This window comes from Pseudomonas sp. Sample_21 (assembly GCF_004307525.1).
Lineage (GTDB): Bacteria > Pseudomonadota > Gammaproteobacteria > Pseudomonadales > Pseudomonadaceae > Aquipseudomonas > Aquipseudomonas atacamensis.
The window spans coordinates 162981-175648 of the sequence record NZ_RCNZ01000138.1 but is presented as its reverse complement, the minus strand read 5'-3'; the positions used below and the strand labels follow the sequence as shown (position 1 = coordinate 175648).

15 protein-coding genes and 1 other RNA gene are annotated in these 12668 nt (G+C 60.8%); 7 read left to right on the top strand and 9 right to left on the bottom strand.

The genetic code is table 11. The annotated features are described in order from the left end of the window. Positions 1 to 3: 3 nt before the first annotated feature. The 4 genes from D8U71_RS26690 to D8U71_RS26675 are packed head-to-tail and all read right to left on the bottom strand — an operon-like array spanning position 4 to position 3588. Positions 4 to 489 carry a DUF4442 domain-containing protein gene (locus D8U71_RS26690; RefSeq protein WP_130889090.1) on the bottom strand — a complete coding sequence of 162 codons (486 nt, stop codon included), beginning with the start codon at positions 487 to 489 and terminating at the stop codon, positions 4 to 6. Next, a complete protein-coding gene (gene ubiH, locus D8U71_RS26685) occupies positions 482 to 1669 on the bottom strand; it encodes a 2-octaprenyl-6-methoxyphenyl hydroxylase (protein WP_095181278.1) in 1188 nt (395 codons plus the stop codon). Before ubiH ends, D8U71_RS26690 begins: the two co-directional genes overlap by 8 nt. Continuing rightward, on the bottom strand, positions 1666 to 3000 hold the full coding sequence (pepP, locus tag D8U71_RS26680; protein ID WP_122880322.1) for a Xaa-Pro aminopeptidase: 1335 nt from the start codon (positions 2998 to 3000) through the stop codon (positions 1666 to 1668). The genes ubiH and pepP overlap by 4 nt, the downstream gene beginning before the upstream one ends. A 27-nt stretch (positions 3001 to 3027) precedes the next feature. Further along, positions 3028 to 3588 (bottom strand): YecA family protein, encoded by a 561-nt coding sequence (locus D8U71_RS26675; RefSeq protein ID WP_016772633.1) that lies wholly within the window; start codon positions 3586 to 3588, stop codon positions 3028 to 3030. Positions 3589 to 3713: 125 nt separating this feature from the next. Here D8U71_RS26675 and D8U71_RS26670 point away from each other — a divergent pair, with 125 nt between their 5' ends. The 4 genes from D8U71_RS26670 (at position 3714) to D8U71_RS26655 (ending at position 5132) form a co-directional block, all read left to right on the top strand. Continuing rightward, positions 3714 to 3923 carry a TIGR02449 family protein gene (locus D8U71_RS26670; protein ID WP_007911197.1) on the top strand — a complete coding sequence of 70 codons (210 nt, stop codon included), beginning with the start codon at positions 3714 to 3716 and terminating at the stop codon, positions 3921 to 3923. Beyond that, entirely contained in the window at positions 3920 to 4237 is a 318-nt protein-coding gene (locus tag D8U71_RS26665) for a cell division protein ZapA (RefSeq protein ID WP_016772632.1), read from the top strand. The genes D8U71_RS26670 and D8U71_RS26665 overlap by 4 nt, the downstream gene beginning before the upstream one ends. Before the next feature lie 30 nt (positions 4238 to 4267). Next, positions 4268 to 4446: non-coding RNA, 6S RNA (gene ssrS, locus D8U71_RS26660), on the top strand. 80 nt (positions 4447 to 4526) lie between these two features. Continuing rightward, positions 4527 to 5132, top strand: coding sequence for a 5-formyltetrahydrofolate cyclo-ligase (locus D8U71_RS26655; RefSeq protein WP_125925392.1), 606 nt, complete (start codon positions 4527 to 4529; stop codon positions 5130 to 5132). Positions 5133 to 5167: 35 nt separating this feature from the next. Here the strand turns inward: D8U71_RS26655 and D8U71_RS28435 are convergent, their stop codons facing one another. After that, entirely contained in the window at positions 5168 to 5323 is a 156-nt protein-coding gene (locus tag D8U71_RS28435) for a hypothetical protein (protein ID WP_007911192.1), read from the bottom strand. Positions 5324 to 5520: 197 nt separating this feature from the next. On the opposite strand from D8U71_RS28435, the gene D8U71_RS26650 reads away from it, so the two are divergent. Next, a complete protein-coding gene (locus D8U71_RS26650; RefSeq protein ID WP_130889089.1) occupies positions 5521 to 5973 on the top strand; it encodes an EVE domain-containing protein in 453 nt (150 codons plus the stop codon). Between the two features lie 113 nt (positions 5974 to 6086). Here the strand turns inward: D8U71_RS26650 and D8U71_RS26645 are convergent, their stop codons facing one another. Beyond that, the gene (locus D8U71_RS26645; protein ID WP_056791694.1) at positions 6087 to 6494 is read right to left on the bottom strand and encodes a flagellar basal body-associated protein FliL; all 408 of its coding nucleotides are present in this window, start codon (positions 6492 to 6494) and stop codon (positions 6087 to 6089) included. 150 nt (positions 6495 to 6644) lie between these two features. Between D8U71_RS26645 and D8U71_RS26640 the strand changes: the two genes are divergently transcribed. Then, on the top strand, positions 6645 to 7622 hold the full coding sequence (locus D8U71_RS26640) for an NADPH:quinone oxidoreductase family protein (RefSeq protein ID WP_130889088.1): 978 nt from the start codon (positions 6645 to 6647) through the stop codon (positions 7620 to 7622). A gap of 257 nt (positions 7623 to 7879) precedes the next feature. Further along, the gene (gene glpT, locus D8U71_RS26635) at positions 7880 to 9229 is read left to right on the top strand and encodes a glycerol-3-phosphate transporter (protein ID WP_024014747.1); all 1350 of its coding nucleotides are present in this window, start codon (positions 7880 to 7882) and stop codon (positions 9227 to 9229) included. On the opposite strand, the gene D8U71_RS26630 is transcribed toward glpT, so the two are convergent. From D8U71_RS26630 to ubiD, 3 genes are all read right to left on the bottom strand, one after another. Continuing rightward, positions 9205 to 9873, bottom strand: a complete 669-nt coding sequence (locus D8U71_RS26630) for a gamma-glutamylcyclotransferase (protein WP_125925390.1) — start codon at positions 9871 to 9873, stop codon at positions 9205 to 9207. The two genes, glpT and D8U71_RS26630, sit on opposite strands and share 25 nt — an antisense overlap. 184 nt (positions 9874 to 10057) lie before the next feature. Next, positions 10058 to 11026, bottom strand: coding sequence for a CDP-6-deoxy-delta-3,4-glucoseen reductase (locus D8U71_RS26625; protein ID WP_101161513.1), 969 nt, complete (start codon positions 11024 to 11026; stop codon positions 10058 to 10060). Beyond that, on the bottom strand, positions 11026 to 12492 hold the full coding sequence (gene ubiD / locus D8U71_RS26620) for a 4-hydroxy-3-polyprenylbenzoate decarboxylase (protein ID WP_039757427.1): 1467 nt from the start codon (positions 12490 to 12492) through the stop codon (positions 11026 to 11028). Before ubiD ends, D8U71_RS26625 begins: the two co-directional genes overlap by 1 nt. Positions 12493 to 12668: the final 176 nt, after the last annotated feature.

The window sequence follows — 12668 nt, the reverse complement described above, 5'->3', positions numbered from 1 at the left end:
GCTTTAGGCCTGTCTCGCTTGCGGCTTGAGCCGCACGTAAAGGGTTTTACCGACCCGCGCCACAAGGTTGCCGGCGCCGTCATGAATGTCGACCTGCAACTGCGGCAGGTATTTATCGCCGTTGGCGGTCTGCCGGCGGATCTCGTCGAGCAGGGTCTGGTCGATGTTGAACCGGGCGAACACCGGGCCTTTGCCCGGCGCAATGAAATCGATGTCGGCGGCCTTGTCCCAGACGATGTACTTCGGACCGAGGTTTTCCATGAGCATCAACATGAAGAACGGGTCGACCATCGAATACAGACTGCCGCCAAACTGGGTGCCGACATAGTTGCGGTTGTACCAGCCCAACCCCATGGACACCTGCACATCGCGAAAGTCGTCACTGATGTGCCGAACGTGCACTCCGGCGCCGAGATACGGCGGGTAGAAGGTCATTACCCAGCGCATCAATCGTGCCTTGCCGAATTTTTTGCTCAGCCACTCAAGCATCCGGACGGGTTCCCAGGCCCATCGCCTGCCGGGCGAACCAGCGTTTGGCTGGCGGCAGCAGGTCGAGGCCGAGCAGGCCGAGATTGCGCCCCAGCGACACCAGCGGCTGGGTGCTGCCGAACAGGCGCGTGACCTGATCGGAGAAGCCCACCGTCAGGTCCTGATCGAGGCGCTGCCGTTCGCGATAGGCCTGCAACGTGGCGAAGTCGCCCAGCGGCTTATCACTCGCAAGCAGCGCGGCAGCCAAGGCATCGGCGTCACGCAGCGACAGGTTGAAGCCCTGGCCGGCGATCGGGTGCAGGCTGTGTGCGGCGTTGCCAAGTACGGCCAGATGCGAGCGCACCTGTTCTTCAGCTTCGATCAGTGACAGCGGATAAAGATGCCGTGCGCCGACCTGTTTCAAAGTGCCGAGGCGGTAACCGAACACGCCTTGCAGCTCGCTGAGAAAATCACGCTCGCTCAATTCAGTCAGACGCTGCGCGTCCATGCCCAGACGGGTCCAGACCAGCGCGCAGCGATTGTCCGGCAGCGGCAGCAGGGCCATTGGGCCTTCGTCGGTAAAGCGCTCGAAGGCCATGCCGTTGTGCGCTTCACTCGGGGTGATGTTGGCGATCAGTGCGCTCTGGTTGTACGGGCGCTTGCGCACGTTGATGCCCAACTGTTCGCGCAACCCGGAGCGGCCGCCATCGGCGAGTACCGCGAGATCGCATTCCAGTGTGGTTTCGTCGTTGAGGGTCAGGCGGTAGCCATCGGCCAACGGTTCCATGCGCGTGACTTCCGCCGGGCAGCGCCACGTGATCACGTCTTTGTCGAGGTGCTGCCACAGGCACTGGCCGAGCCAGGCGTTTTCCACCACGTAACCGAGCGCTGGCACACCCTCTTCCATCGCCGACAAGCGCGCGGTGGAGAAACGGCCACGGTCGGAGACATGAATCTGTTTGATCGGCTCGGCGCGGCGGGATATTTCCTGCCACACGCCCAGGCGCTGATAAATCTGCCGCGAGCCGAACGACAACGCCGAGGAGCGGGCGTCGTAGCTCGGCTGCCAGCTGTCGCCGGGGGCGAACGGTTCGATCAGGACGATTTTCCAGCCCTGCGCCTTGGCCCCGGCCTGCAACGCCAACGCCAGACTGGCGCCGACCAGACCGCCACCGATGATTGCCAGATTGACTCGACTCATGCTGCGTGTGTCCTTGCTTGTGCCATCAGCGCTTCGATCTCGGCGACGGTTTTCGGCACGCCGCTGGTGAGGATTTCACAACCGGATCGGGTCACGACCACGTCATCCTCGATACGCACGCCAATACCGCGCCATTTCTTCGCCACGTTCTGATTGTCTGCCGCGATGTAGATGCCAGGCTCCACGGTCAGCGCCATGCCGACCTCCAGCACACGCCATTCGCCGCCGACCTTGTACTCGCCAACGTCATGCACATCCATGCCAAGCCAGTGGCCGGCGCGGTGCATGTAGAAAGCTTTGTAAGCTTCGCTCGCAATCAACTCGTCGACCTCGCCTTTTAGCAAACCGAGTTTCACCAGCCCTGTGGTAATCACTCGAACCGTGGCTTCGTGCGCCTGATTCCAGTGCTTGTCCGGGGCGATCTCGGCAAATGCCGCTTCCTGGGAAGCCAGCACCAACTCGTAGATCGCCTTCTGCTCCGGCGAAAACTTGCCGTTGACCGGCCACGTGCGGGTGATGTCGCTGGCGTAGCAGTCGATCTCGCAACCGGCGTCGATCAACACCAGATCGCCGTCCTTGAGCAACGCGTCATTCTGCTGGTAATGCAGGATGCAGCTGTTGCGCCCGGCGGCGACGATCGAACCGTAGGCCGGCATCTTCGCCCCGCCCTTGCGGAATTCATAATCCAGTTCGGCTTCGAGGCTGTATTCATGCAGCCCCGGACGACTGGCCTGCATCGCGCGGATATGCGCTTGCGCGGAGATCCGCGCGGCTTCGCGCATCACCTTCACTTCTGCCGCCGATTTATACAGGCGCATGTCGTGCAGCAGATGATCCAGGGCAACGAATTCATTCGGCGGCTGCGCGCCGAGGTGCGCCTTGGAGCGGATCACGTTGATCCAGTCCATCAGGTGCCGATCGAATTCGGGATTGCTGCCCATCGCCGAATACACCCGGTCGCGGCCTTCGATCAGGCCTGGGAGGATGTCGTCAATGTCGGTAATCGGAAAAGCATCGTCGGCGCCGTACTCGCGGATCGCGCCTTCCTGCCCTGCGCGCAGGCCATCCCACAATTCGCGTTCGGCGTTGCGTTCACGACAGAACAGGATGTACTCGCCGTGCTCGCGACCGGGCATCAGAACGATGACGGCTTGTGGCTCGGGAAAACCGCTGAGGTACTGGAAGTCGCTGTCCTGACGGTAAACATGCTCGACGTCGCGGTTGCGGATTGCCACCGCGGCGGCGGGCAGGATCGCGATGCTGTTGGGTTCCATCTGCGCCATCAGGGCCTTGCGGCGACGGCTGTATTCCGCTTTGGGGATGTGGGTCATGGGCAGATGGCTTTCCCTGGCACGCGATTAATGCAGCGACGGCTTGGCGGCTGGCGGCACATCGGCTTTTTTGGTTTCCGAGAACAGCAGCAACGGCGCGACGCGCAGGTATTCCATGACTTCCATGTAGTCGGATTCGCCGTCTTCGGATTCTTCCAGCGCGTCCTGCACCTGGGAAATGGCTGCCAGATCCTGCAGCACTTCGGTGGCTTCAGTGCTGAGCATGCTGCTGTCGCGGCAGTTCAGGCCGAAACCGCTGAGGAAGCCCTGGCACCACTCGCCCAGTGCAGCAGCGCGGTCGGCCAGCGGCGCATCGTCGGTCGGCAGCAACAGAACGACGGTGACGTCGTCGCCGGTCAGCTCGCCTTTGACCATCTCCTGCAGGCCGATCAGGGCGTTGCGGACGTTGTCCTGGATGTCGCCTTCGAGCAGTTCGGCGGCGTCGATCAGCCAGCCTTCGTGATCGAAGCCGGCCCCGGCGCAACTGCGCCCGAGCAGCACGCCGTGCAGTTCGGCAGGCGAGACGTTGTGGCCGCTGGCAGTCAGCAGGGTGGCAAAGGCTTGGTACGGGGAATTCGCAATGGTCATGGGCAGCTAGGCGCCAGACGGCGCTATGTCTAGAATGAAGGCCTTGTATCCTACATCGACAGCCCCGCCAAGACCATTAAAGGCTGTCCGCCAGTCACCACCCATCAGACGAACACGTGGACCCAATGGAAGACACCGACCTGCAAGCGCTGATGGCCAGACTCGAACTGCTGATTGGCCGAGTCGAGCAACTTAAGAGTCAAAACGCACTCTTACTAGCTCAGGAAAAAACCTGGCGCGAGGAACGCGCTCACCTCATTGAAAAAAACGAAATCGCCCGGCGTAAGGTCGAATCGATGATTTCGCGCCTCAAGGCCCTGGAGCAAGACTCATGAGTTCAAGCAATAGCGTTACCGTGCAGATCCTCGACAAAGAGTATTCGATCATCTGCCCGCCGGAAGAACGCAGCAATCTGGTCAGTGCCGCCCGCTACCTGGACGGCAAGATGCGCGAGATCCGCAGCAGCGGCAAAGTCATCGGCGCCGATCGCATTGCCGTGATGGCCGCGCTGAACATCACCCACGACCTGTTGCACAAAGAAGAGCGCCCGGATATCCAGGCCAGCGGTTCGACCCGCGAACAGGTACGCGACTTGCTCGATCGTGTCGATCTGGTTCTGGCCGACGATCAGAACACCGCCAAGGGCTGATTCGACTGACAGCTTGAGGTATACTCGCGGCACTCCCTGGGGTGCTTGCCAGTTGACGATGTCCCGGAGCCGATTCGCACTACCCTGGAAGTTGCACGTTGGGCTGGTGTGCATGTCCGCTAGACGGAAAGCCTTAAAGTCTACTGCTTCTTCCACCTTGAACTTTCGGGTTCAAGGGCTGAGTTGACAGCGGTTCATCCGGGGAGCCTGATTCGAATCCGATGTCGGTGTATGCCGACATCGGATTTTTTATGCGTACGTTTTTGCATCCACCTGCCGAAGCCGAACCATGACCGAACCCGCGCTGCTGCCCCGCCCGCAACTCCGCCGCCTGCTGCGCAAGGCGCGCCGCGCACTGACGCCGGGCGAACAACGCCGGGCTGCCAAAGGCCTGTTCCGGCAATTGGCGCAAGACCCGCACTTTCGCCGGGCGAAACATATCTCTCTGTATTTGCCCACCGACGGTGAAATCGATCCGCGCCTGCTCCTGCGCGAAGCCCAGCGTCGCGGCAAGGCGACTTATCTGCCGGTACTCAGCGCGTGGCCACGAACGAAAATGGTCTTCCAGCGCATCCGCCCCGGCGAAAAGCTCACGCCCAATCGTTTCCGCATCCTCGAGCCCCGGGCCAATCTGGCTCGGCAACGCAAGGTCTGGACGCTGGATCTGGTGCTGTTGCCGCTGGTGGGGTTTGACGATGTCGGCGGACGCTTGGGCATGGGCGGCGGGTTTTATGATCGCAGCCTCGCCTATCTGGCCCGGCGCAAGAACTGGCGCAAGCCGACGCTGCTGGGCCTGGCCCATGAGTGTCAGAAAGTCGAGCGTCTGGCGCAGGCGAGCTGGGATGTGCCGTTACAAGGCACGGTCACCGACAAGGCGTGGTATTTCGCAGAGTAGACGCCGCATGGAACAGCGGCGTCGAAGAGACAGGTTCAGCGTTTGAAAGCGGTCGACTGTTGCACCTGTTGCGCCACTTCAATCGGCGCGTCGGCCTTGTTCGCCCACAGGCTCTGCGCGTAACCGGTGGTTACCACGCCCAGGCCAAACAAAATTACCAAAGTCCATAGCAAATCCGGTTTGCGTTTCATCGATTGCCCCCCTCAAGGCACATCATCACGATGACAGCAGCGGTTTCCGTTCGTAGGCCGTGCAGCAGCGTCAAGCTTTAAAGGCCGGCATTTTGCGGCAACGTGAACCTGTGCGCAAACGCTGACGTCAACCGACTGTCGGTTTGTCATAAAATTGCCCGACAACCTGCCCAATGACCGCTTCAGGAGCACACCACATGGCCTATTGGCTGATGAAATCAGAGCCCGACGAACTCTCGATCAAGGGTCTGGAAAAGCTCGGCAAGGCGCGCTGGGACGGGGTTCGCAACTATCAGGCACGCAACTTCCTGCGGGCGATGGCGGTCGGTGACGAGTTCTTTTTCTACCATTCCAGCTGCCCCGAGCCGGGGATTGCCGGGATTGGCAAAATTATCCAAGCAGCGTATCCCGATCCGACGGCGCTGGAGCCGCAGAGCCATTACTTCGATCCGAAGGCTACAGCAGAAAAAAATGCCTGGAGCGCGATCGATGTCGAGCATGTCGAGACGTTCAAACGGGTGTTGAAGCTGGATTATCTGAAGCAGCAGACGGCGCTGGCAGAGATGCCATTGGTGCAGAAGGGCTCACGGTTGTCGGTGATGCCGGTTACACCAGAACAGTGGACGGCGGTTATCGGGCTCAAACCCTGATTCATTTATGCCGGATAAATAGCTTTCGCGAGCAGGCTCGCTCCCACAGGAACATGCAGTCCAATGTGGGAGCGAGCCTGCTCGCGAAGAGGCCAGCCCGGACAGCGAATGACTTACTGAATGATCAGGTTGTTGAACAACAGATCCTCAACAACAGGCTTGCCGGTCTCGTCATTCATGACCTGCTGGGTCTGCTTCAACGCTTCCTGACGCAGCTTTTCCTTGCCCTCGATGCTGCCCATCGCCTCGGTCGACTGCTGAGTGAACAACGCCACCAGCTGATTGCGGATCAGCGGCTCGTTGGCCTTGACCAGTTTGGTCGCCTCTTCGCCAGTTACGCGCAGGGCCACATCGGCCTTGTAGACCTTAAGCTTGGCGGTGCCGTCGAGGCCATAGTTGCCGACGAACGGCGGGCTCAGGGTGATGTAATTGACTTTCGGCGCCTCGCCTTCTTTGGCTTCTTCGGCCAGTGCTGCCACAGGCAGAGACAGGGCCAGCAACAACATGATCCACGCTTTCACAATTCGCTCCTTATCCGGTTTGCGGCCTAGCATAACGACCCGCCGCGCAAGCACAAGCTTATGGCTGACTATCAGGGCCGGGCATGCTCGTTGACCCGTTGATTCACACACCTACACTTATCGGCCATCACTCCCAAAGGAATAGCCCTGATGAAAGCCGTGCTGTGCAAAGCCTTCGGCCCTGCCGAATCGCTGGTGCTGGAAGACGTCGCCAGCCCTGTCGCCAAGAAGAATGAAATCCTGCTGGACGTGCACGCTGCCGGAGTCAATTTCCCGGACACGCTGATCATCGAGGGCAAATACCAGTTCAAACCGCCCTTCCCGTTTTCGCCAGGCGGTGAAGCGGCGGGCGTGGTGCGCGAAGTCGGGGAAAAGGTCAGCCATCTGAAAGTCGGCGACCGGGTCATGGCCCTGACTGGCTGGGGCAGTTTTGCCGAGCAGGTGGCGGTGCCGGGCTACAACGTCCTGCCGATTCCTCCGTCGATGGATTTCAACGTCGCCGCTGCATTCAGCATGACCTATGGCACGTCGATGCACGCGCTCAAACAACGCGCCAACCTGCAACCGGGCGAAACCCTGCTGGTGCTTGGCGCATCGGGCGGCGTCGGCCTCGCCGCGGTGGAGATTGGCAAAGCCATGGGCGCCCGCGTGATCGCCGCCGCCAGCAGTGCCGAGAAACTCGCGGTGGCCAAGGCTGCCGGCGCCGATGAACTGATCAACTACAGCGAATCCAGCCTCAAGGACGAGATCAAACGCCTCACCGACGGCCAGGGCGCCGACGTGATCTACGACCCGGTCGGCGGCGACCTGTTCGACCAGGCCATCCGCGCCATCGCCTGGAACGGCCGCCTGCTGGTGGTCGGCTTCGCCAGCGGACGCATCCCCGAACTGCCGGTCAACCTCGCCCTGCTCAAAGGCGCGGCGGTGCTCGGCGTGTTCTGGGGCTCCTTTGCCCAGCGCCAACCCCAGGACAACGCAGCAAACTTCCAGCAGCTGTTCGCCTGGTTTGCCGAGGGCAAGCTGAAACCTCTGGTATCGCAGGTGTATCCGCTGAGCAATACCGCGCAGGCGATCGATGATCTCGGCCAGCGCAAGGCTGTGGGCAAGGTTGTCGTTCAGGTTCGTTAACAACATGGAGCGATCCGGAGCAACCATCCGGATCGCTTTAGCGTTGAGGTCTGCCTCTTCCATACGTCAAACCGCAGAAACCCACCCGAGCCACCATCCCCTCAGCGCCGCCTTCTTATCTCAGAGCGACATGTTCATAAAGGAACGCTCATCTGCCCAAATTTCCGCTGTTTTGCCGACGTGAAGCGATGCTATTTTCGGTAACGAAACTGTAACATTCGCATCCGCAGTCAAAACAAGAAAACTGGAGCTCTTGAATGTTTGCTTTCTTTCGTCCTGCCGCACATCAGGCTCCATTGCCTGAAGAAAAAATAGACAGCACCTACCGCCGCCTGCGCTGGCAGATCTTCGCCGGTATCTTTATCGGCTACGCCGGTTACTACCTGCTGCGCAAGAACTTCTCCCTGGCCATGCCGTACCTGATCGACGAAGGCTATAGCCGTGGCGACCTCGGCTTGGCGATGTCGGCGATCGCCATTGCGTATGGTTTGTCGAAGTTCCTCATGGGCCTGGTGTCCGACCGTTCCAACCCGCGCTTCTTCCTGCCGTTCGGTCTGCTGGTCTCGGCCGGGGTGATGTTCATTTTCGGTTTCGCGCCGTGGGCAACGTCCAGCGTGACGATGATGTTCATTCTCCTGTTCATCAACGGCTGGGCGCAGGGCATGGGCTGGCCGCCGAGCGGGCGGACCATGGTGCACTGGTGGTCGCAGAAGGAACGCGGCGGCGTGGTCTCGGTGTGGAACGTAGCGCATAACGTCGGCGGCGGTCTGATCGGCCCGCTGTTCCTGATCGGCATGGGCCTGTTCAATGACTGGCACGCGGCGTTCTACGTCCCGGCAGCGGTCGCGCTGGGCGTGGCGGTATTCGCCTTCATCACCATGCGTGACACCCCGCAATCAGTCGGCCTGCCGCCGATCGAGCAGTACAAGAACGATTACCCGGAAGGCTACGACGCCAGCCACGAAGACGAATTCAGCGCCAAGGAAATCTTCGTCAAATACGTGCTGCGCAACAAAATGCTCTGGTACATCGCTCTGGCCAACGTCTTCGTCTACTTGCTGCGCTACGGCGTGCTGGACTGGGCGCCGACGTACCTGAAGGAAGCCAAGGGCTTCACCGTGGATAAGACCTCGTGGGCCTATTTCTTCTACGAGTGGGCAGGCATCCCGGGCACGCTGCTGTGCGGCTGGATGTCGGACAAGATCTTCCGTGGCAACCGTGGCCTGACCGGCATGGTGTTCATGGCCCTGGTGACTGTCGCGACCCTGGTTTACTGGCTGAATCCGGCCGGCAACCCGATGGTCGACATGATCGCCCTGCTGTCGATCGGCTTCCTGATCTACGGTCCGGTGATGCTGATCGGCCTGCAAGCGCTGGAACTGGCGCCGAAGAAAGCCGCCGGTACCGCAGCGGGCTTCACCGGTCTGTTCGGTTATCTGGGGGGTTCGGTCGCGGCCAGTGCGGCGATGGGCTACACCGTTGACCACTTCGGCTGGGATGGCGGTTTCGTCCTGCTGGTCGGCGCTTGCCTGCTGGCGATGGCCTTCCTTGCGCCAACGCTGTGGCACAAGCAAGTCGCCAGTCAGAGCCGTGAAGCGGTCGCCTGATCGCTGTGTGATTTACAGCGCTTGAGCCGCGCCTCCAGATTGCGGTCTGGCATGGCGTGGCTGCGCAGGGCGTGCGCGGTCTGCTCGACATAATCGCGAGTGGTGCCGTAACGCCCGCTGGCGTTGGCGAACACCTGGCTGAGCACATGATCCGGCAAGTTGCCGGCATAGCTCGGCAGGTGACGCTCCAGAACGAATCCCAAGGCCTGCACCTGAGTGCCATCTTCGAGCCGGCAATTGAGCCAGTGCGGGCGATACGAGGGAAACGGCATCTCGCGTTTCCACAGCGCATACAGCGCGGTATCGAGATTGTCTTCCGGCAAGCGGTAGGCAAAGCCACTGCATGAACCGCCACGATCCAGACCGAACACCAGACCGGGCATTTCCGGGGTGCCCCGATGCTCGTGGGACCACAGGTACAAGCCGCGATGGTAGCCATGCACGCGACCGCGCATGCGCTCAACTGCCGTGCATTCCGGCCGCCAGATCAGCGAGCCATACGCGAACAGCCACACCGGCCCGCCCTTGTGGCGTGCCATGGTCGATTGCATGGAAGCGAGAAGTTGTTCGTGCGTCAGCTGCGGCCCAAGATCGAGCCGCGGAGGGTAAGCCAGGTTCAGAATTGCGTTTTCAATGGCGCTCATGGCGAATAGCGTTCAGCTCCCCGCGGGTGAAGAATTACTTAATAGAACGCACCGCTGTAACAATAAGGCACATATGTTTTAAGGCAAATTAAGTGCCACTGATTAATTGCCTGATTCATATATAACCTAGCGATATTTACTGTTTAAGGTAAATACCGATCGGCTATATACCAAGTTATAAGTCTCAGGAGCGCGGCGCATAGGCGAAGACGTCGGCGCGCATCTGATGCGCATCCATCCCCGCCTCGACCAGCGCGTCCAGCGTGCCATAGACCATCGCCGGCGAACCGCTGGCATAGACGTGCAGCGGCTTCAGATCGGGGAAATCCTCGCAAACCGCCTCGTGCAACATCCCGCAGCGCCCTTCCCAGCCGCACTGGTCGCTGACCACTTTGTGCAGGAACAGATTGGGCAGCTTCAGCCATTCGTCCCAGTGCTCGATCTGATAGAAATCTTCCGGGCGGCGTACGCCCCAATACAGATGCACTGGATGTTTGAAGCCTTCGGCTCGGCAATGTTCGATCAGACTGTGAATCTGGCCCATGCCGGTGCCGGCGGCGATCAACACCAGAGGACCGTCGGGTAGCTCCGCAAGATGTGTGTCGCCAAAGGGCAGCTCGACACGCACCATCGGGTTGCGTTGCAGCTGCTCGATCAGGCTCAACGCACTGGTTTCGCGCGCCAGCACATGGATTTCCAGATCACGCCCGCCGTGGGGTGCCGAGGCCATGGAGAACGCGGATTTCTCACCGCTCTCGCGCTCGATCATCAAATATTGCCCAGCGTGATAGCGCGGCGGCTTGCCCGCCGGTGCACGCAGACGCACGCGCCAGGTGTCGCCGCCGACCTCGCGGCACTCGATGACCTGACACGACAGGCTACGCACCGGCAGCTCACCCAGTGCGAGCACGCCATCCCACAACAGCACGCAGTCTTCCAGCGGTGCGGCGATGCAGGTGTAGAACTCGCCATGATCGTGGACTTTGCCGGCCTGTTCGACGCGGCCTTCGACCAGCAGCGCTGCACACACGTGGCAATTGCCGTTGCGGCAGCTTTGCGGGCAGTCATAGCCCAGGCGCCGCGCACCGTCGAGAATCCGCTCACCGGGCTGTATCTCGAGCACTGCTCCGGAAGGCTGCAGGGTTACACGCATCAATCTATTCCTAACTGATTCCAGATGGCATCGATCCGTTGGGTGACGGCGTCGTCCTTGACGATCACGCGGCCCCATTCGCGGGTGGTTTCGCCCGGCCACTTGTGGGTGGCATCCAGGCCCATTTTCGAGCCCAGGCCGGAAATCGGCGAAGCGAAGTCGAGGTAGTCGATCGGCGTGTTGTCGATCATCACCGTGTCGCGCTTGGGGTCCATGCGCGTGGTGATGGCCCAGATCACGTCGTTCCAGTCGCGGGCGTTGATATCGTCGTCAGTGACGATAACGAACTTGGTGTACATGAACTGTCGCAAAAACGACCAGACGCCGAGCATCACGCGCTTGGCATGCCCCGGATACGACTTCTTCATCGTCACCACGGCCATGCGGTACGAGCAGCCTTCCGGCGGCAGGTAGAAGTCGGTGATCTCCGGGAATTGCTTCTGCAGGATCGGCACGAACACTTCGTTCAGCGCCACGCCGAGAATCGCCGGCTCATCCGGCGGGCGGCCGGTGTAAGTGCTGTGATAGATCGGCTTGATCCGGTGGGTGATGCGCTCGACGGTGAACACCGGGAAGCTGTCGACTTCGTTGTAGTAACCGGTGTGGTCGCCATACGGGCCTTCGTCGGCCATTTCGCCGGGATGAATCACGCCTTCAAGGATGATTTCGGCGGTGGCCGGCACTTGCAGATCGTTGCCACGGCACTTGACCAGCTCGGTGCGGTTACCGCGCAAGAGCCCTGCAAAAGCATATTCGGAGAGGCTGTCCGGTACCGGCGTCACGGCACCGAGAATCGTTGCCGGATCGGCGCCAAGGGCTACGGACACCGGGAAAGGCTGACCCGGATGCTTCTCGCACCACTCGCGGAAGTCGAGAGCACCGCCACGATGGCTGAGCCAGCGCATGATCACCTTGTTGCGGCCAATCACTTGCTGGCGGTAGATACCGAGGTTCTGGCGTTCCTTGTTCGGGCCTTTGGTGACCGTCAGTCCCCACGTGATCAGTGGGCCGACGTCGCCGGGCCAGCAGGTCTGCACCGGCAACATCGCCAGATCGACGTCGTCGCCTTCGATGACCACTTCCTGACACACCGCGTCTTTGACCACTTTCGGCGCCATCGAAATGATCTTGCGGAAGATCGGCAGTTTCGACCACGCGTCCTTCAAGCCCTTCGGCGGCTCCGGCTCCTTGAGAAAGGCCAGCAGCTTGCCGATTTCGCGCAATTCGCTGACCGACTCGGCGCCCATGCCCATGGCCACACGCTCGGGGGTGCCGAACAGGTTGCCGAGCACCGGAATGTCGTAACCGGTGGGCTTCTCGAACAACAATGCCGGGCCTTTGGCCCGCAGCGTGCGGTCGCACACCTCAGTCATCTCCAGCACCGGCGAGACGGGAATCTGGATGCGTTTCAACTCTCCGCGCTGCTCAAGCTGCTGCACGAAATCCCGAAGATCCTTGAATTTCATTGACGATGGCACCCTCAAAATAGGCGTACATCCTACCTGCTCTGAGGAGCAAACAGCAGCCCGTCATTGCTCGATTGTGGCCCCCGCGCTGCGGCGAAGGCGCAGGCCTCGAACTCGGGAGTACGCTGCCGACGCCGCAAAATCGGCCCATCAACAGATATCCGTGATGGGCGCGA

Coding starts and splice junctions, on each gene's coding strand:
- D8U71_RS26670 (WP_007911197.1), top strand. CDS start 3,714: ATGGAAGACACCGACCTGCAAGCGCTGATGGCCAGACTCGAACTGCTG.
- glpT (WP_024014747.1), top strand. CDS start 7,880: ATGTTTGCTTTCTTTCGTCCTGCCGCACATCAGGCTCCATTGCCTGAA.
- D8U71_RS26630 (WP_125925390.1), bottom strand. CDS start 9,873: ATGAGCGCCATTGAAAACGCAATTCTGAACCTGGCTTACCCTCCGCGG.
- D8U71_RS26675 (WP_016772633.1), bottom strand. CDS start 3,588: ATGACCATTGCGAATTCCCCGTACCAAGCCTTTGCCACCCTGCTGACT.
- D8U71_RS28435 (WP_007911192.1), bottom strand. CDS start 5,323: ATGAAACGCAAACCGGATTTGCTATGGACTTTGGTAATTTTGTTTGGC.
- D8U71_RS26625 (WP_101161513.1), bottom strand. CDS start 11,026: ATGCGTGTAACCCTGCAGCCTTCCGGAGCAGTGCTCGAGATACAGCCC.
- D8U71_RS26690 (WP_130889090.1), bottom strand. CDS start 489: ATGCTTGAGTGGCTGAGCAAAAAATTCGGCAAGGCACGATTGATGCGC.
- D8U71_RS26640 (WP_130889088.1), top strand. CDS start 6,645: ATGAAAGCCGTGCTGTGCAAAGCCTTCGGCCCTGCCGAATCGCTGGTG.
- pepP (WP_122880322.1), bottom strand. CDS start 3,000: ATGACCCACATCCCCAAAGCGGAATACAGCCGTCGCCGCAAGGCCCTG.
- ubiH (WP_095181278.1), bottom strand. CDS start 1,669: ATGAGTCGAGTCAATCTGGCAATCATCGGTGGCGGTCTGGTCGGCGCC.
- ubiD (WP_039757427.1), bottom strand. CDS start 12,492: ATGAAATTCAAGGATCTTCGGGATTTCGTGCAGCAGCTTGAGCAGCGC.
- D8U71_RS26650 (WP_130889089.1), top strand. CDS start 5,521: ATGGCCTATTGGCTGATGAAATCAGAGCCCGACGAACTCTCGATCAAG.
- D8U71_RS26665 (WP_016772632.1), top strand. CDS start 3,920: ATGAGTTCAAGCAATAGCGTTACCGTGCAGATCCTCGACAAAGAGTAT.
- D8U71_RS26655 (WP_125925392.1), top strand. CDS start 4,527: ATGACCGAACCCGCGCTGCTGCCCCGCCCGCAACTCCGCCGCCTGCTG.